19 protein-coding genes and 1 pseudogene are annotated in these 17,696 nt (G+C 66.1%); 3 read left to right on the top strand and 17 right to left on the bottom strand.

Features of this window, described 5'->3' with window-relative positions; all coding sequences use genetic code 11:
* Positions 1-152 precede the first annotated feature (152 nt).
* The 5 genes from LPW26_RS20855 to LPW26_RS20835 form a co-directional block, all read right to left on the bottom strand.
* Positions 153-1,055, bottom strand: coding sequence for a sigma-70 family RNA polymerase sigma factor (locus tag LPW26_RS20855; protein ID WP_238737549.1), 903 nt, complete (start codon positions 1,053-1,055; stop codon positions 153-155).
* Entirely contained in the window at positions 1,039-1,503 is a 465-nt protein-coding gene (locus LPW26_RS20850) for a carboxymuconolactone decarboxylase family protein (protein ID WP_238737548.1), read from the bottom strand. The genes LPW26_RS20855 and LPW26_RS20850 overlap by 17 nt, the downstream gene beginning before the upstream one ends.
* A gap of 145 nt (positions 1,504-1,648) precedes the next feature.
* Complete coding sequence (locus tag LPW26_RS20845) at positions 1,649-2,119, bottom strand: DUF2852 domain-containing protein (RefSeq protein WP_238737547.1); 471 nt, start codon at positions 2,117-2,119, stop codon at positions 1,649-1,651.
* Positions 2,120-2,262: 143 nt separating this feature from the next.
* The gene (locus tag LPW26_RS20840) at positions 2,263-2,967 is read right to left on the bottom strand and encodes a TetR/AcrR family transcriptional regulator (protein ID WP_238737546.1); all 705 of its coding nucleotides are present in this window, start codon (positions 2,965-2,967) and stop codon (positions 2,263-2,265) included.
* A 206-nt stretch (positions 2,968-3,173) separates the two neighbouring features.
* Positions 3,174-3,566: a YciI family protein gene (locus LPW26_RS20835; RefSeq protein ID WP_238737545.1), complete on the bottom strand. Its 393-nt coding sequence runs from the start codon at positions 3,564-3,566 to the stop codon at positions 3,174-3,176.
* Between the two features lie 260 nt (positions 3,567-3,826).
* On the opposite strand from LPW26_RS20835, the gene LPW26_RS20830 reads away from it, so the two are divergent.
* Positions 3,827-5,680: a di-heme-cytochrome C peroxidase gene (locus LPW26_RS20830; protein ID WP_238737544.1), complete on the top strand. Its 1,854-nt coding sequence runs from the start codon at positions 3,827-3,829 to the stop codon at positions 5,678-5,680.
* A 651-nt stretch (positions 5,681-6,331) separates the two neighbouring features.
* Here the strand turns inward: LPW26_RS20830 and LPW26_RS20825 are convergent.
* Entirely contained in the window at positions 6,332-6,508 is a 177-nt protein-coding gene (locus LPW26_RS20825) for a DUF2934 domain-containing protein (RefSeq protein ID WP_238737543.1), read from the bottom strand.
* Between the two features lie 255 nt (positions 6,509-6,763).
* Between LPW26_RS20825 and LPW26_RS20820 the strand changes: the two genes are divergently transcribed.
* On the top strand, positions 6,764-7,552 hold the full coding sequence (locus LPW26_RS20820) for an SDR family NAD(P)-dependent oxidoreductase (protein ID WP_238737542.1): 789 nt from the start codon (positions 6,764-6,766) through the stop codon (positions 7,550-7,552).
* A gap of 240 nt (positions 7,553-7,792) precedes the next feature.
* Here the strand turns inward: LPW26_RS20820 and LPW26_RS20815 are convergent, their stop codons facing one another.
* The 7 genes and pseudogenes from LPW26_RS20815 to LPW26_RS20785 all read right to left on the bottom strand — a co-directional run.
* The gene (locus LPW26_RS20815; RefSeq protein WP_238737541.1) at positions 7,793-9,052 is read right to left on the bottom strand and encodes an RNA polymerase sigma factor; all 1,260 of its coding nucleotides are present in this window, start codon (positions 9,050-9,052) and stop codon (positions 7,793-7,795) included.
* Complete coding sequence (locus LPW26_RS20810; RefSeq protein WP_238737574.1) at positions 9,049-9,420, bottom strand: YciI family protein; 372 nt, start codon at positions 9,418-9,420, stop codon at positions 9,049-9,051. Before LPW26_RS20810 ends, LPW26_RS20815 begins: the two co-directional genes overlap by 4 nt.
* Positions 9,421-9,634: 214 nt before the next feature.
* Positions 9,635-10,192: a TetR/AcrR family transcriptional regulator gene (locus LPW26_RS20805; protein ID WP_238737573.1), complete on the bottom strand. Its 558-nt coding sequence runs from the start codon at positions 10,190-10,192 to the stop codon at positions 9,635-9,637.
* Positions 10,193-10,385: 193 nt separating this feature from the next.
* Complete coding sequence (locus LPW26_RS20800; protein WP_238737540.1) at positions 10,386-10,853, bottom strand: nuclear transport factor 2 family protein; 468 nt, start codon at positions 10,851-10,853, stop codon at positions 10,386-10,388.
* Between the two features lie 69 nt (positions 10,854-10,922).
* Positions 10,923-12,161, bottom strand: coding sequence for an OpgC domain-containing protein (locus LPW26_RS20795; RefSeq protein WP_238737539.1), 1,239 nt, complete (start codon positions 12,159-12,161; stop codon positions 10,923-10,925).
* A gap of 141 nt (positions 12,162-12,302) precedes the next feature.
* The gene (locus LPW26_RS20790) at positions 12,303-13,688 is read right to left on the bottom strand and encodes an NAD(P)/FAD-dependent oxidoreductase (protein ID WP_238737538.1); all 1,386 of its coding nucleotides are present in this window, start codon (positions 13,686-13,688) and stop codon (positions 12,303-12,305) included.
* Between the two features lie 92 nt (positions 13,689-13,780).
* Positions 13,781-13,861, bottom strand: a pseudogene (locus LPW26_RS20785) (4-hydroxybenzoyl-CoA thioesterase); the annotation flags it as partial.
* Between the two features lie 156 nt (positions 13,862-14,017).
* On the opposite strand from LPW26_RS20785, the gene LPW26_RS20780 reads away from it, so the two are divergent.
* A complete protein-coding gene (locus LPW26_RS20780; RefSeq protein WP_238737537.1) occupies positions 14,018-14,761 on the top strand; it encodes a hypothetical protein in 744 nt (247 codons plus the stop codon).
* 17 nt (positions 14,762-14,778) lie between these two features.
* On the opposite strand, the gene ybgC is transcribed toward LPW26_RS20780, so the two are convergent.
* The 4 genes from ybgC to ruvA all read right to left on the bottom strand — a co-directional run bounded on the left by ybgC (position 14,779) and on the right by ruvA (position 17,557).
* The gene (gene ybgC, locus LPW26_RS20775) at positions 14,779-15,237 is read right to left on the bottom strand and encodes a tol-pal system-associated acyl-CoA thioesterase (RefSeq protein ID WP_238737536.1); all 459 of its coding nucleotides are present in this window, start codon (positions 15,235-15,237) and stop codon (positions 14,779-14,781) included.
* A gap of 14 nt (positions 15,238-15,251) precedes the next feature.
* Complete coding sequence (ruvB, locus tag LPW26_RS20770; protein ID WP_238737535.1) at positions 15,252-16,301, bottom strand: Holliday junction branch migration DNA helicase RuvB; 1,050 nt, start codon at positions 16,299-16,301, stop codon at positions 15,252-15,254.
* A gap of 216 nt (positions 16,302-16,517) precedes the next feature.
* A complete protein-coding gene (locus LPW26_RS20765) occupies positions 16,518-16,943 on the bottom strand; it encodes a cytidine deaminase (protein WP_238737534.1) in 426 nt (141 codons plus the stop codon).
* Positions 16,940-17,557 carry a Holliday junction branch migration protein RuvA gene (gene ruvA / locus LPW26_RS20760; protein WP_238737533.1) on the bottom strand — a complete coding sequence of 206 codons (618 nt, stop codon included), beginning with the start codon at positions 17,555-17,557 and terminating at the stop codon, positions 16,940-16,942. Before ruvA ends, LPW26_RS20765 begins: the two co-directional genes overlap by 4 nt.
* Positions 17,558-17,696: the final 139 nt, after the last annotated feature.

Genomic DNA, 17,696 nt, shown 5'->3' with positions numbered 1-17,696 from the left:
CCCTGCATCCCTTGCCAACGTGTCAAAACGAGGGCTGAAAGCGCATCCTGACGCCCCTAACCAATCGCTAATCAGGGTTAAGAAGGCGTTACCAGTTCCAGGAAAATGCCCGTGATCGCACGGGCCTGTGACTGCCCGGAGAGCGTAGCTGCTCAGTGGAGCGGCGCAGAACCGGAGGCCGGCAACCGCAGATGGCGCAGCTTGTCGGGATTGCGGACCACGTAGATCGCGACGATGCGGCCGTCCTCGATCGCCAGCGCCGTGGTCTGTGGCCCATCACGTTCCTGCGAGAGAAATCCGGGCAGGCCATCGATCGACTGCATCGCGAGCAGCGTCGAGGTGCCGGGCTTCTTTCGGGCGACGCCGACCAGGAACCGCAGGACGCGTGCCGCGCCGTGGATCGGGTTGAGCGCGGCGAGCCGCTTGCCGCCGCCATCGCCGGTGAACACCACGTCGTCGGCGAGCAGTGCCGTCAGTCCCGCAAGATCGCCGCTGCGCGAGGCTTCGAAGAACGCGCCGGCGATGGCCAGACCACGCTCTTCGGACACCGGAAAGCGCGGCCGCGCGGCGCGGACGTGACCACGCGCGCGCGTGGCGAGCTGACGGCAGGCGGCGGGATCGCGGTCGAGCGTGCGGGCGATGTCGTCGAACGGCAGCCCGAACACGTCGTGCAGCAGAAACGCAGCGCGCTCCAGCGGTGACAGTCGCTCCAGCGCCAGCATCAAGGTGAGGGTGATATCATCGCCCTCCTCCTCGGCCTCCGGCGCGATCAGGGGCTCGGGCAGCCACGGCCCGACATAGGTTTCGCGCTTGACCCGCGCCGATTTCAGCACGTCGAGAGACAGCCGCGTCACGACCTGGGTGAGAAAGCCGGCGGCGTCGCGCACCGCGGCGCGGTCGGTGCGGTGCCAGCGCAAGTACGCGTCCTGCACCACATCCTCGGCCTCGGCGACCGAGCCGAGCATCCGATAGGCGACGCGGACGAGCCGCGGCCGCAGCGGCGCGAAGCTCGCTGCGGCGTCGTCGGCAGTGATCTGCTCAGGAGGCCTTGGCATGGGCGTTGGCGACCGGGTGAACATAGCGAAAGCCGATCGCGATGCGATTCCAGGCGTTGATCGCCCCGATCAGGAAGGTGAGATTGGCCTGCTCGGCACCGCTGAACTGCTGCGCCAGAAGTTCGTAGTCAGCATCCGGCGCATGCGTTTCGGCCACCAGCGTCAGCGCCTCGGTCCAGCCGAGCGCGGCGCGTTCGCGGTCGGTGTAGAGCAGCGACTCGCGCCAGGCGTTCAGCAGAAAAAGCCGCTGCTCGGTTTCGCCATGGGCGCGGGCGTCCTTGCTGTGCATGTCCAGGCAGAACGCGCAGCCGTTGATCTGCGAGGCGCGCATCTTCACCAGTTCGATCAGGCTCGGTTCGAGGCCGCTGGCCTTGATCGTGGTCTCGAGCGCGACCATCGCCTTGTAGGCAGCGGGCGCCGCAGTGGCGGGGTTGAGGCGGGGCTTCATCGTGATCTCCTGCGATTGCACGATGATAGGACGAGACAGCGGCGCCGGGTGTGACATTGCCGCGAGCAAAACTCTGCCGCAGCCAAAACAAAGCCGCCCGCCTGAGATCCAGGCGGGCGGCGATGTCACTGATTGCGTAGCTCGATCAGCCCTGCTGCGGCGCGTCGGGCGAACCCGCCGGCTTGGTACGGTGCTGCGCCATGAAGGCGTCGAACTCTTCCTTGTCCTTGGCGTGGCGCAGACGCTCGAGGAAGTCCTTGAACTCGACCTGCTCTTCTTCGAGCCGGCGGAGCGTTTCCATCCGGTACTCGTCGAAGGCGCGGTTGCCGCTGGACGGCGGGCCGAAGCCGAAGCCGTGGCGGTCCATGCGCTGGCGCATCCGCTCCATCTTGAACTGCATCCGCTCCATCTTGTTCGAGAAGCGATCACCGCGATCCCAGCAACCCATGTTTCTGCTCCAGAGTGTGTAGAAGAGAAGTGCCAGCCCGATCGGCCACCAGACGATGAAGCCGGCCACCGTCAGCAGGATCCAGCCCGGGCTGAAGGACGACCGTGGCGCCGGCTGGTAGCGCGCCTCGGCAGGACCCCATCGATTGTAGTCAGCGGCGTTGGCCATGAGCCTCTCCATTCCCGGCAGCGCCGGTGTGAATGTAAATAACATTTACATAGCTAGTTCATTCTCTGGTTTTGTCAAGCGAACGTGGGAAACGGTCGGGGCGACAATTGCGCACGTCGCTCACATCGAGGTGAGCGCACGCCTTACGGGGCGGTGCCCCACGGGCCAGAACGCCTTGGTTCGGTTGGCTTTTCCGGCTGGGAGCGGAGGTCGGCAGGAAACCCGAGACCGCGCAGATAAATCAGCACACCGGCTTCGAGCAGTTCTTCGGCCGCCATCGGCAGCTTGCGCCGGGCGGCATCGCCGCGGCCGAACAACGAAGCGATGCCATGCGACATCGACCAGATATGCAGCGCCATCATCAGCGCCGGCGGCCGCGCGACATTCGGCGGCGTCAGCGCGGCGAGGCGCTCGGCGGCGGCGCGGATGACGTTGAAGGCGCGTTCCGACGAGGCCATCAGCAGCGGATTGGCGTCGACCGGCACGCCGGATTCGAACATCGCCGAGTAGTAGGCCGGCTCGTTGCGGGCGAACGCCAGATAGGCCGGGCCGACCCGCATGAACGCGGTCAAAGTGTCGGGACGGCCGTCGTCCCAGGCCTTGGCGAGCACCTGCTCGAACTGGTCGAAGCCGCGCTGGGCGATGTTGGAGAGCAATTCGTCGCGATCGCGGAAGTGCCGATACGGCGCGGCCGGACTGACGCCGGCCATCCGGGCGGCGTCGGCGAAAGTGAAACCGGCAGGCCCCTTCTCGGCGATCAGCCCGAGCGCGGCCTGCAGCAGTGCTTCCTTCAGATTGCCGTGATGATAGCCGCGCTCGGCGCGGCGGTCTTCCTTGCGCCAGCTCATGTGAAGGGCTTTTACATGAGAGGGGCCGAAAGGTCACGGGGCATCGCGCCGTGTTGCGCTCCCGGTTCCCCGCCCGTCCGGCGGTCCAGAAACGGCATTTCGGGCGCGAAAAACCATGCGGCAAACCTGTGGCAGCCGCGATCCGGCGGATGGTCTTGCGGCAAACTCGGGGCAGGCGCCACCTGCCCAGCGAAATCGGTGGCGGGCTACCTTACCGGCGCCCGCAGGCGGCCGAAATGAAATACCGACGCTCTCGCCGAAATCTCCGCGGCCAGGATCCACCGGATCTCGATCGCATCGCCCGGTCCGAACGGCGCGCGTCTGATCCAGCCGACCGCCTCGTCGAGCGATCCGGTTTCGATCAGCCAGAAGCCCGCGGCGAGATCGCCCGCGAACGGACCATGTATCACGCCACCCTTGATCATCTCCTCGTTGAAGCGGCCCATCGCCGCGAACATCTCGGTCGACGGCATCACGCCGGCTTCGCTGCCCGTGCTGCCTTCATGATCACCATGAAACGCATCGTCATCCTCCCGCGTGATGCCGGGCCGCCAGATAGCAGCCCCCCGCGTGAGAATGACGATCCGGCCGGACGCCATCCGACATGCGCGGTGAAAACAAACACCGCAGCTGTTACCGCGTCGCCGTCTCGCGTTGTGACAAGACGCGCGCCGCGCGTTCAAGATTTCGCGACTACGCCGCGACCGCGATCGAATTACTACCGGATGTTACCACACCAGCGTCGCGGCTTTTGTCACACGCAATATTTGACGCTTGCACGCCTGCAAGATTCGGCGCGACAGTCGAAGACTTCTAAAGCACTGCAATTTTAAACAAACGATTTGCAAGAGGCGACACCATGACGGCTCCGCTTCGGCGTATTGCGCGCACACTTCCGGCGATCGTCGCGATCCTCACACTCTCCGCGCCGGCGATGGCGCAGACCCCGATCTACGTCGACCAGGGCAGCGACTGGACAGCGGCCGAGCGCGCCGATTTCTACATCCGCGATCAGGGCTCGCGGATGATTCCGCTGGCCTGGCTCAAGGCCTTGAAACAACCGGACGGCGCGCCGTTTCTCGAGGGCAGCCTCGCACGCTACGGCTATCTGCCGAACCCGGCGGTGAGTAACAACCTGCCGGTCGGGTTTTCGACCTCCGGCGCCGGCGGCGCCGAGACCGTCGGCATGACCTGCTCGGCCTGTCACACGAGGCAGATCGTCGCCGAAGGCAAGACCTATCGCATCGACGGCGGCCCGGCGATCGTCGACTTCCAAAGCTTGCTGACCGATCTGGACGCCGCGGCCGGCCGCGTGACGGCGACCGACGCCGACTTCAAGGCGTTCGCCGCAACCGTGCTGCGAACGCCATCGCCTGATCCCAACGACGTGCTGGCGCTGCGGCAATCCTTCGACCTGTGGTACACGCGCTATCACACGCTGGTTCAGCGCGCGCTGCCGAAGCACCAATGGGGACCGGCGCGGCTCGACGCCGTCGGCATGATCTTCAACCGCCTGACCGGGCTCGATGTCGGGCCGCCGCCGAGCTTCATGATCGCCGACAACATCAAGGTCGCGGACGCGCCGGTCCGCTATCCGTTCCTCTGGAACGCACCGATCCAGGACAAGACGCAGTGGCCGGGCTTCTCCGACAACGGCAGCGCCCTGTTGGCGCTGTCGCGCAATCTCGGCGAGGTCTACGGCGTGTTCGGCATTTTCCAGCCGACCAATAACGGCTTCTACGTCAACTTCCTCAACAACAATTCGGCGAATTTCGACGGCCTCGGCAAGCTCGAGGATCTGGTCAAGAAGATCGGCCCGCCGAAATGGCCGTGGCTGCTCGACGGCGGTCTCGCCGCCAAGGGCAAGGCGATCTACAACGCTTCCGGCAGTTGCGCCGATTGCCATGGCATCAAGCCCGGCGAAACGCGTTTTTACAACAACAAGACCTGGAAGACGCCGGTGCAGAATGTCGGCACCGATACAAGGGAATACAACATCCTCGCCTGGACGGCGAAAACCGGCGTGCTGCAGGGCGCCTTCATCCCGGGAGTGACTACGCCGCTGAAGGAAACCGATCTCGCCTTCAACATGCTGGCTACCTCGGTGATCGGCTCGATCCTCGAACAGGGATTGAGCTCGATCGGCACTGCGGCAACGACCGCGCCGGTGGCGACCGCGCAGCCGCCGCTGTCGGACCGCGCGCTGGCGGAACGCAGGACTGCGCAGGGCTTTCAACCCGGCGCGCCGCAATTGCAGCAGCTCTCTCCGCAATTCCGCGATCTGCGCGGCGCGTTTCGCGGGGCGACGCCGCAGCCACCGCCGCAGCTCGATAATTTCTCGGTCCAGGGGTTGCGGATTCCGGCCCCGCCGGTCGCGGCCGCGCCGCCGCCGCAGGGTGCCTATGAGGCGCGAGTCATGCGGGGGATCTGGGCCGCCGCGCCCTACCTGCACAACGGCTCGGTGCCGACTCTCGCCGATCTGCTGAAGCCGGCGAACCAGCGCGCCAAGCAGTTCAAGGTCGGCAATGCCTACGACACCGTGAATGTCGGCCTGGCCGCCGACCAGACCGATTTCGACTACACGCTGGTGACCACCGACTGCAGCAACCTCAATTCCGGTAACAGCAATTGCGGCCACGAGGGGCCCGAGTTCGGCACGCAATTGTCCGACGAGGACAAGAAAGCACTGCTGGAATATCTCAAGTCGTTGTAGCGCGCCGTTTCTCGAACGACGACTGATCGCGCCGGCAGAGATTCTGCCGGCACGATTGTTTGTGCGGTCAGCTTGTGAAGTTCGCTTGTGAAGTTCGCTTGTGAAGCCAGCATGTGTAGCTGCGAGATTAGCGTGCGAGATTTGCGCCGACGGACCGCACGCTGGCGCACGCATCGTCCGGCTGGCTGACGCATCGTATGACAAATTCCCGCCGCATTGATTGACGAACGTTCATCCGTCGATGTTCGCGGAGTGGGGACTCCAGGCGAAGAGCGAATCGTCGTCGCGGGGCGTATCAGCGTAGCAATCTCGATCGGCCGGACTGCGCAATTGCGCGGGCAGTTCACACGTCACGCAAGGTGACGGGTGACGGGGATTTGCTGCGCCTTCGTCCACGCTGTCTCGGGAGGATGGAATGGACGAAGCAACCAAACTCGCCGCCTCGCGCGCGATGGCCCATCTGCTGGCGGTCGCCGCATTGCTGGTGATCGCCTCGGTGGTGTTCTATGTGCGGTGAGGACGTGGGCGCAACGCATCGATGACGGACACGCAGATGACCGACACGATGGCGCGGATGGCCGGACATGCCCGGCCATCATAGACTCGTGAGCAGACTAAGCGATCTGGAAAACTCGCTTGTTGCGCGATCGATCAGCTGTTGGTCGTGACGCTGGGGTCCGACTTCAGCTCCTGATAGGTGTCCTGCTCGCCGCGGACTTCCTTTTCGGCTTCAAGCCAGAATTCGTCGCTACGGCCCTCGGGGTAGCCGGCGAGCTCCCACTTTTCACGGGCACGGTGGCGGATACGCTGCGTCAGTTCGTCGTCCATGGCTGATCTCCGGTCGGAACGCGGCACGTGTAGCGCGTCGGGTTTTCTATCTCAGCTTCATGTAATCCTGATGTCAGCGACTGGTTCCTGGCCGGACCGCGCGACAGTGACGCCGCCAGCCTGCTGCGCGATGCGGCGGCCGCGACAGGAAATTCTCCGCTGCGCCCGAACAACGCAACCTCGCCTCGCGCGGCCTGTGCTAACGCTGCGGGCGATCGCCAGATCGCTCACCAACGACAGCCCACGGGACAATTTATGACCACCTCTCCGCCCAAAGTCGCGCTTGTCACCGGCGCCGCACGCGGCATCGGCCTCGCCACCACGCGCCGTTTTCTCGCAGAAGGCTGGCGCGTCGCGCTGCTCGACAACGACGATGACGGGCTGCGTCAGGCGATCGAACAGCTCGCCGCACCGGAGCGGACGCTGGCGCTGCATTGCGACGTCGCCGATGCCGCATCGGACGCCGGCGACATCGCGGCGATCGGCGAGCGGTTCGGCCGGCTCGACGCGGTCGTCAACAATGCCGGCGTGGCGGTGTTCAAGCCGCTGATGGAGACGACCCATGCCGAATGGCAGCGGGTGATCGACGTCAACCTGACGGGGCCGTTCAAGCTGATCCAGGCGTCGGTGCCGCTGATGCGCGACTCCGGCGGCGGCGCGATCGTCAACGTCACCTCGATCTCGGGACTGCGCGCCTCGACGCTCCGCTCGGCCTACGGCACCAGCAAAGCCGCCCTCGCGCATCTGACGAAGCAATGCGCGGTCGAACTCGCCGGGCTCGGCATCCGCGTCAACGGCGTGGCGCCCGGCCCGGTCGAAACCGCGATGGCTCAGGCGGTGCATTCGCCGGAGATCCGCGCCGATTATCGCGACGCCATTCCGCTCGGCCGCTACGGCCTCGAAACCGAGCTGGCGGAGGCGATCTACTTCCTGTGCAGCGACCGCTCCAGCTACATCACCGGCCAGATCCTCGCCGTCGACGGCGGCTTCGACGCCGCCGGCATCGGCCTTGCCACGCTCCGCGGCGAGCGGCGGAACGGGTAGTCCGGATGATCGCGGGCGTAGTGCCCGACTCGCCCTGACCCCAACCCTCTCCCGCAAGCGGGAGAGGGGGCGCGCGGTGCGCGGGGAGAGACACCGATTCCAGAGGGCGCTTATCCCAAATTACATGAGCGAGTTTGCACGAGATCGCCCAGCGACGCGGCGGGCTCCCTCTCCCGCTTGCGGGAGAGGGGTGGGGTGAGGGCGACGCGGGCGCTGCGCTTCGCTCCTTTTCCGGAGTAACTACGTCCCTGCCGCCTGCTCCCGCGCGAGCCGATCCAAATGCATCCGAATATGGCTCGCCTCCGCCGGCGTGCGCGCCAGCGCGATGGCGCGGTCGAAGGCGGTCCGGGCCTCGGGGGCGCGGCCGAGCTGGAGCAGCAGGGCGCCCTTGGCGCCGAAGTAGTGGAAGTAATTGACGAGGCGGTCTTCCAGCGGCGTGATCATGGCCAGCGCGGCGGCGGGGCCGCGGACTTTCGACACTGCGACCGCGCGGTTGAGCGTCACCACCGGCGACGGCTGCAGGATCTCGAGCGAGCCGTACAATAAATCGATCTGCGTCCAATCGGTGTCTTTGAAGCGCGGCGCGCGGGCGTGCAGCGCGGCGATTGCCGCCTGAATCTGGTACGCGCCGGGCCGGCGGTGGCGCATCGCCTTGTCGATCAGCGCCAGCCCTTCGGCGATCAGCTTCGGAGCCCACCGGCTGCGGTCCTGATCTTCCAGCAGCACCACCTCGCCCTGCGTATCGAACCGCGCGGCGGCGCGGGCGTGCTGCAACAGCATCAGCGCGGCCAGCCCCATGATCTCCGGCTCGGCCGGAAACAGCCGCAGCAGCAGCCGCGCCAGCCGGATCGCCTCCTCGCACAGCGGCGCGCGCACGCCGGCGCTGTCGCCCGCCGCGGAGTAGCCCTCGTTGAACACGAGATAAATCATCGCCGCCACGGCGCCGAGCCGCTCGCTGCGCTCGACCGCACCGGGGGTTTCGAACGGAACGCCCGCGCGAGCGACTTTTGCCTTCGCCCGCGTGATGCGCTGCTCCATGGCGGCGTCCGACACCAGGAATGCGCGCGCGATCTGCGGGACCGTGAGGCCGGAGACAATGCGCAGCGCCAGTGCGATCTGCTGGGTCGGCGGCAGTTCGGGATGGCAGCAGACGAACAGCAGCCGCAGGATGTCGTCGCGATAATGCGAGCCGTCGAGCCGCTCCGCCAGTTCGGTCTCGGCGTCGCCGAGGTCGGAGATCGCATGGTCGTCGTCGGGCAGCGGCTGCTGCCGCTTGCCGCGGCGCAAATCGTCGATCGCGACGTTGCGGCCGACCATGATCAGCCACGCCGCGGCGTCGCGCGGCGGACCGTTCTGCGGCCAGGCTTTCAGCGCCCGCAGGCAGGCGTTCTGAAACGCTTCCTCGGCGGTGTCGAGATCGCGGAAATAGCGCAGCAGCGCGCCGATCGCCTGGGGACGCGCCGCCGTGATGGCGGTTTCGATCCAGGCGAGATCGGTCATGGCTGCGCCGGGCCAGGCATGAAGGTGCCGATCGGGCGGATCTCGTAGGAGCCGCCCGGATTGGCGCGGCCGAGATCGCGCGCGACCTCGAGCGCGCCGTCGAGATCGTCGCATTCGACCACGTAGAAGCCGAGCAGTTGCTCCTTGGTCTCGGCGAACGGGCCGTCAATCACCAGCGGCGGCTCGGAATCCTTGCGCAGCGTTGTCGCCGCCGTGGTCGGCAGCAGCCGCGCCACCGGGCCGAGCTGGCCCTGCGCGGCGAGTTTGCCGTGGACGGCCTTCAGCCGCTCCATCACGGCGGCATCCTCCTCGCGGCTCCAGGAGCCGACGAAGTCTTCGTCGTGATAGCAAAGGATGGCGTAGAGCATGCGGCGCTTCTCCATGACTGCAAGACGAACGGTGTCGCCGTTGCCCGACAGCATGGCGGAGAAGTTTGCGCCGGCCAAGGCAGGCAGTTCGGTTCCGTCGTAAGGGATGGATTGCGCCGCGACTTGAACCGATGAGCGAGCCCGAGGCCGCAGCGCGCTCCCTCTCCCGCTTGCGGGAGAGGGGGCGCTTTGCGCGGGGAGAGACGGTCGAGGACTACGCCAGCAGCCGCGCCTTCAACTCCGCCAGCGCGCGGCCGAAAACCTTGGCGTCGTCGCGGGCGCGGGCGAGCACCAAAGCGCCCTGGATCGACAGCACCGCATCCTCGGCCCGCCGACGTGCGGGCGCGGGCGACAGGCCGGAGCGGCGCAGTGCGGCGGCGAGCGCGTCCTGCCAGCGGGCGAAGTAATCATTGACCGGCGCGGCGAATTCGTCGCGCGCATGGCCGAGCGCCAGCACGCCGACCAGACAGACGCGGGCGCCGGAGCGGAAGTAATCGTCGACGCCGGCCAGCATCGCGGCAATCGCGGCGCGCGGGTCCTGCGGATCGCGCAGCGGCGCGAAGATGTGGGTTTCGAACCAGCCGTCGATCTCGGCCAGCACTTCGTCGGCCATCTGCTTCTTGCCGCCCGGGAAGAAGTGATACAGGCTGCCCTTGCCGAGCCCGGTCGCCTCAGAGATCAGCGCCAGCGACGCGCCCTCGTAGCCGTGGGCGCGGAACACCTCCCCGAGCAACGGCAGCAACGCGGCGCGGTCGGTGGATGGCTTGGTGATAGCTGGGCGCGGCGTTTTCACAGGCACTGTTTCTTCAACTACGCAAGCACCCCCTCCCCGTCATGGCCGGGCTTGTCCCGGCCATCCACGCCTCTGTCCCGGTCGAAGTCTGCAAGGCGAGGATGCCCGGGACGAGCCCGGGCATGACGGAGTTGGTTCACCGCGTTTCCTAATATCTATCGAGCGCGACTGCTCAAAACGGCTCTGCCGCCAGCCCCGGCACGTCCGCCGGGCGTGGCCCCGGTGCCGGCCAGTGGAAGCGGCGGTCGCTCTCTTTGATCGCAACGTCGTTGATACTCGCCTCGCGGCGGCGCATCAGGCCGGCTTCGTCGAACTCCCATTGCTCGTTACCATAGGAGCGATGCCACTGGCCGGCATCGTCGTGCCATTCGTACTGGAAGCGCACCGCGATGAAATTCCGGTCGAAAGCCCACAGGTCCTTGATCAGCCGGTACTCGTGCTCGCGCTCCCATTTCCGGGTGAGGAAGGCGACGATCGCGTCGCGGCCCTGGAAGAATTCCGCGCGGTTACGCCAGCTGCTGTCCGGCGTGTAGGCGAGCGACACCTTCACGGGATCGCGCGAATTCCAGGCGTCCTCGGCCATCCGCGCCTTCTGGGCGGCGGTCTCGCGGGTGAACGGCGGCAGCGGCGGGCGCGACATCGGGCTTCTCCACGGCGGATCGAATGCCGCGAAGATTGTACCGATCGGTACACCGAGTCAAGCCAAGGCCTAGACCGACGCCTTGACGATTTCCGGCTGCTCCGCCTTGGACTCGCCCGGTTGCTTCGCCGGCTCGTCCGCGACCGGCATCGTCACCGGCACGGTGAACAGCGTCGGCAGGCTGCGATACCAGGTGGCGACCCAGGCGATACCGATCATCAGGCCGATGCCGGCGAGGCTGACGAATATCTGCATCGCGACGCCGCCCGAGACCTGGCGCAGGATCCAGTGCGCGGTGAACGACAGCAGCACGCCGAAGCAGAACACCGGCAGCGAGCGCTGGCCGCACAGGATGATCGGATGCAGCGCGCGCGAGCGCAGCGCCGGCAGATCCGGCGGCAGCAGCTTCACCACGATCGTCAGCAGCGCCAGGAAATGGATCAGCCGCAGCGGCGACAGGCTGGTCTTGTCGATCGGATAGATCACCTTGCCGACCGCCTCCGGCACCAGCCCCCACAGCGCCTCGAAATTCCACGACATCGCGATCACGAACGCCACCGCGACGATGATCCACGACAGCGTCTGGTTCGGCCACGACTTCACCCAGGGGCGGATCTGCGGCCCGTTGCCGAAGCCGCACCAGATGCCGAACACGAACAGGAACTGCCAGGCGAACGGGTTGAAGTACCAATGACCATCCGGGAACGAGGGAAGATTCCAGCCGGCCGTGCGCGACACCAGATACAGCAGGCCCGACAGCACCAGCGTGACGGTCGGGCGCCGCATCAGTCCCCACAGGATCAGCGGCGCCACCACCACGAACACGATGTAGAGCGGCAGCACGTCGAGGTTGACGGGCTTGTACTTCAGCAGCAGCGCCTGCTGGATCATCACGTCGGGATTTTCGAGAAACTGCGCGACGTTGAATTCGTCCTTGTACATCGGATTGTCGAAGCGCCGCGCGGCGCGCGCGATCTGCGCGGTGAAGAACAGGAACAAGAAGACGTGCGCGACATAGAGCTGCGCCGCCCGCGTCCACAGCCGTTTGATCGCCGCCACCATCTCGCCGGAGCGGATCGCGGGGCCGTAGGCGAAGCCGATCGAATAGCCGGAGATGTAGACGAAGAACTCGGCGGCATCGCAGAAGCCGTAGTTGCGCAGCGTCAGCCAGCTCATCACGTTGTAGGGAATGTGATCGAGAAAGATCATCCACTGACCGAGGCCGCGCAGAAAATCCAGCCGCAGATCGCGTTCACGCGGCCCGAGAATTTCGACGCGCGGCTCCTTGCCGATGTCTACGCCCGCCATGCCGCGCTCCTCGCCCGAATCATCTGTTGAGCCGCGCAATCTATCCGACGCGGAGCGGAACAGCTCCCTGCGACAACACGGAGTCCGCCGGCTGCGGCACGCGGGACACTCTTGTTCCGTCGCGAACGAGGCCCGCAGCCGTCAGTGCAGCTTCACCGTCGGTGTCGGCCGGGTCGAGCCGGACAGCATGCTGAGCAGCGTCCGGCCGCGGCCGTACAAAGCGGCTTCGTGCATCTTGTACAGCGAGCGATACATGAAGCGGGCGAAATAGCCCTCGATCAGGAAGCTTCGGCCGACCAGCGAGCCCATCAGATTGCCGACCGCGGAATATTTGCCGAGCGACACCAGCGAGCCGAGATCGCGATAGCGGAACTCGCCCAGCGGCTGACCGGCCAGCCGCTTCTCGATCTGCGCCAGCAGGAACTCGGCCTCCTGATGCGCCGCCTGGGCGCGCGGCGGCACGTTGTTCTCGTAGCCGGGGATCGCGCAGGCGGCGCAATCGCCGAGCGCGAACACGTCCTCGTCGCTGCTCGACTGCAGCGTCGGTTTCACCACCAGCTGATTGATCCGGTTGGTCTCGAGGCCGTCGATGTCCTTGAGGAAATCCGGCGCGCGCACGCCCGCCGCCCACACCACCAGTTCGGACGGGACGTGCTGACCGTCCGCGAGCTTGATGCCGTCGGGCAGCACCTCGGCGACGCGGGCGCGGGTGCGGACCTCGACGCCGAGGTCGGTCAGCAGCTTGAGGGTCGCCTGCGAGATCCGCTCCGGCAGCGCCGGCAGGATGCGGTCGGCCGCCTCGATCAGCACAATCTTGAGGTCGTGCTCGGGATCGATCTTGTCGAGCCCGTAGGCGATGATTTCTCGCGCGGTGTGGTGGAGTTCTGCGGCGAGTTCGGTGCCGGTGGCGCCGGCGCCGATGATGGCGACGTGCAACTGGCCCGGCTCGATCGGGGTGTGCTGATGCTGGGCGCGCAGGCAGGCATTGACCATGCGGCGGTTGAACCGCGTCGCCTGCTCCGGCGTCTCCAGCGGCACCGCGTAGTCCTTGGCGCCGGGCGTGCCGAAATCATTGGTGACGCTGCCGACCGCGACGATCAGCGTGTCATAGCCGAGTTCGCTTTGCGGATTGATCTCGCGGCCTTCGTCGTCGATCACCGGCGCCAGCTTGATCACCTTGCGGGCGCGATCCAGCCCGTTCATCTCGCCCAGCCGGTAGTGGAAATGATGCCAGTGCGCCTGGGCCAGATAGTTCAGCTCGTGCTGCGAGCGGCGTAGCGAGCCGGCCGCGATGGCGTGCAGCAGCGGCTTCCAGATGTGGGTGCGGCTGCGATCGACCAGCGTGACGCGGACGGAACCGGCGTCGCCGTATTTGTCGCCGAGCGCGGTGGCGAGCTCGAGGCCGCCAGCGCCGCCGCCGACAATGACGATCCGGTGGGGCGTATCAGCAGCAGGCTTGTCAGCAGCAGGCTTATCAGCAGCAAGCGGACCAGCAGCAAACGGACCAGAAGAAATCGTACCAGTCATGGGCGATCCTGGCGCGGGGGGACAGCGAACGAACCCTGTCGTAGCATCAAACGACCGGACGCCCTAGCGTCGGTGCGCCGCCGCACACAGGATCAGTTAACATCCGCCTTCATCGCCACCCGCAGCGGTAGTGGGATCGGCCGCGCCCGGCCGCCGGAGACGAACGCGACCTTGTTTCTAACCAATGGGCGGATTGTTGCGGTTCCCCTGCGGGAATAAATTGAACCTTCATAGCCAACACTAGAAATGAATGGGTAGCGCGCGTGCCCTACTTTCCTCACGTATCAGCTGGAACATTGCCGCCGGAGGAGACAGTAATCTGGAGATTTATGAGTTTGGCAAAGTTTCTTAGCTTGCTGACCAAGTCTTCCATCTATTTCTGTCGGGGGCTGGAGCTTCGCGAACAAGACCCGTTCGAAGGAACGCTATCACGCCCAGACCTTGATTTGTGCAATGCGCTGATAAAGGATGAAGAGTTCATGCAGCGATATACGGGGTTTCCGCTGGAAGCTTGCCGCTCGCGCGAGCTACGCGAGTATCTTTTTGATCCGCAACGGCGGAAACAAGATGGAGATAATTCCGCGGCCCTAATCTATATCAACTGTTGGAACATGAATGAACATGAATCGGCGTTTCTTTGGTCGGTCTATGCACCCCCCGCAGACGGGGTTGCAATCAAATCAACAATTGGAAGACTCAAGGAGAGCATCAAAAACGACACCAGAAGTATCTGCATCGGCCCGATACAGTACATCGACTATGACCGAGATCATATCGAACCAGGCAACATGTTTAATCCATTCTTCCGAAAGCGAAGAAGCTTCGAACCTGAACGCGAGCTACGAGCGTGCTTCTTGCAGAGCGTTGAGAAGCCCGAAGATTTAAGGAATGCGAAGGCCATTTATCCTTCCGGACAAGATGTTGCGTGCGATATCCGCACTTTGATCGAAAGAGTCTGCATCTCGCCATCGGCTCCTGCATGGTACTCGGACGTTGTAAAAGATACGGTCGCGCGACTTGGTGCCGATCTCTTGGTCACTAAATCATCGATTTCCGACCCTGCGATTTTTTGATCCTGAATACTAGCAGATCAAGTCACGTCCGCCTTCATCGCCACCCGCAGCGGTAGTGGGATCGGCCGTGCCCGGCCGCCGGAGACGAAGGCGACCTTGACCCTGGCCTCGATCAGCACGTCGTCACGGCGTTTCACCTGCTGATGCATGCTGATCGAGGCGCCGCGCACCTCGATCGGCCGGGTGATCACCTCGAGCACATCGTCCATTTTGGCCGGCTTGAGGAAATCGAGCTGCATCGCCCGCACCACGAACGCGAACCCCGGCGTCTCGCTCTCCGCCTCCGCAAACAGCTCGCTCTGCGCCGCCCCGAGCAGCCGCAGATAGTTGGTCCGCCCGCGCTCCAGGAACCGCAGATAGTTGGCGTGATAGACGATGCCGGAGAAGTCGGTGTCCTCGTAGTAGACGCGAACCTGCATGTGATGGGCGCTGTCGATGATGGCGCCGTCGAGGGGGTGGGGCACTGGATTACTCATTGCTTTCGGCACGCCTACTCTGGATCCCCGGCATCGCCAAACAGCCCGAATTGCCCCGGCTCGCGCGACGGGGCGGCTAGGCCGAGGTGGCGGAAGGCGTGGTCGGTGAGCAGGCGGCCGCGCGGGGTGCGCTGCAGGTAGCCGCACTGGATCAGATACGGCTCGATGATGTCCTCGATGGCGTCGCGCGGCTCGGACAGCGCCGCCGCCATGGTCTCGACCCCGACCGGGCCGCCGCCGTAGTTCAGCGCGATGGTCGTGAGGTAGCGCCGGTCCATCGCGTCGAGCCCGGCGCTATCCACTTCGAGTGCGCCCAGCGCGTGGTCGGCGATCTTGCGGTCGATCGCTTCGGCGTCGGCCGCCGAGGCGAAGTCGCGGACCCGGCGCAGCAGCCGGCCTGCGATGCGCGGCGTGCCGCGGGCGCGGCGGGCGATCTCGTTGGCGCCGTCATTGGTGATCGGCGTGCCGAGCACGCGGGCGCCGCGCCGCACGATGCTTTCCAGCTCGTCGATGGTGTAGAAATTCAGCCGCACCGGAATGCCGAAGCGGTCGCGCAGCGGATTGGTGAGCAGGCCGGCGCGCGTGGTGGCGCCGACCAGCGTGAACTTCGACAGATCGATCTTCACCGAACGCGCCGCCGGCCCCTCGCCGATGATCAGATCGAGCTGAAAGTCCTCCATCGCCGGATACAGCACCTCCTCGACCGACGGGCTGAGGCGGTGGATCTCGTCGATGAACAGAACATCGCGTTCTTCGAGATTGGTCAGCAGCGCCGCGAGATCGCCGGCCTTGGCGATCACCGGGCCGGAGGTGGCGCGAAATCCGACGCCGAGCTCGCGGGCGACGATCTGCGCCAGCGTGGTCTTGCCGAGGCCCGGGGGACCTACGAACAGCACATGGTCGAGCGCTTCCTTGCGCTTGCGGGCGGCGTCGATGAACACCTGCAGATTGGCGCGCGCCTGCTGCTGGCCGACGAACTCGGACAGAGTCTGCGGCCGCAGCGCCGCATCGCCGAGATCATCGCCGCGGCGCTCGGGGGTGACGAGGCGGGAGGGGTCAGTCATGGCGCGAGGATAGCATGCGCGCGCTCCAACCGGCACGGCGCAACCTCTCCCGCTTGCGGGGGAGGTCGGATCGCGCAGCGATCCGGGTGGGGGAAGAGCCCTCCACGGGTCGGAGAGTCAGTGCCCGCGTCGCCCTCACCCCAGCCCTCTCCCGCAAGCGGGAGAGGGAGCGCGCTGTGCGGGGGGTGAGCGCAACGGCCAACATCGACGCTCTGCTCACAACGTCCGCTCCCGACTGTATTTGTTCGGCAGCAGCTCGCTGATCCCCACGGCCTCCACGCCGTCCGGGCCGGGCACCAGCACGCGGGCGTGGCGGTCGTAGTCCCAGATCAGTTCGCGGCAGGCGCCGCAGGGGGAGACGACGCGGACTTCGCGGTCGGTGTCGTGCGGCTTGGGGTGGCGGACCGCCACGATGGTGTCGATGCCGGCTTCGCCGATTTCGGTGATCACCTGCCCCAGCGCGACCGCTTCGGCGCACACCGCCATCCGGCCCAAGTAAGCGTCGAGATTGACCGCGACGTAGCGCTGGCCGGTGCGCGTCAGCAGCGCGGCGCCGACTTCCTGCCAGTCGTTGCGGTAGCGCTTGGTAATCGTCTCGACGGCGCTTGCGATCAGCGCGCGGTCGGCGTCGGTGATACTCACTTCGACAGCTCCTTCAGGCCGAGCTTGATCAGTTGCGCGGTCGCGGCGTCCTCGCCGGCGGCGCGGGAAGCCGCGGCGACGGCCGCCGCCGCCTGCGGCTGGCCGTAGCCGAGATTGACCAGCGCCGAGATCGCGTCCGCCACCGCGCGCGGCGCGGTGTTGTCGTCGATCGCGCCGGACAGATGCACCACCGCGGGGTCGACGTTGCTCAGCGCCGGCACCTTGTCCTTCAGTTCGGTGACGATGCGCTCGGCGACCTTCGGCCCGACGCCGGGCGTGCGCGCCACCGCGGCCTTGTCGCGCAGCGCGATGGCATTGGCGAGATCGTGCGGCGGCAGCGTCGACAGCACCGCCAGCGCCACCTTGGCGCCGACGCTCTGCACGGTCTGCAGCAGGCGAAACCACTCGCGCTCGGTATCGGTGCGGAAGCCGAACAGCTTGATCTGGTCCTCGCGCACATAGGTCTCGATCGACAGCGTCGCCGCCTCGCCCGGCGACGGCAGCGCCTGCAGCGTGCGGCTGGCGCAATGCACCTGATAGCCGACGCCGTGGACGTCGAGCACCACATAGTCCTCGCCGTAACTATCAATGACGCCCTTGAGCTTGCCGATCATGCGATGGCTCCGAGGCAAGGCGCCTCTTCCCCCATCCCCCTTGCGGGGAGGGGTCGGGGGTGGGGGGCCACGAGCACTGTGCCCGCGTGGGGGGCCCCCCCCCCCCCACCCCCCCCCCGGGGGGGGGGCGGGGGGGGGG

The sequence above is a fragment of the Rhodopseudomonas infernalis genome, assembly GCF_022271405.1.
GTDB classification, from domain to species: Bacteria; Pseudomonadota; Alphaproteobacteria; order Rhizobiales; family Xanthobacteraceae; genus Rhodopseudomonas; species Rhodopseudomonas infernalis.
This window is presented reverse-complemented; position numbering and strand designations above follow the sequence as displayed.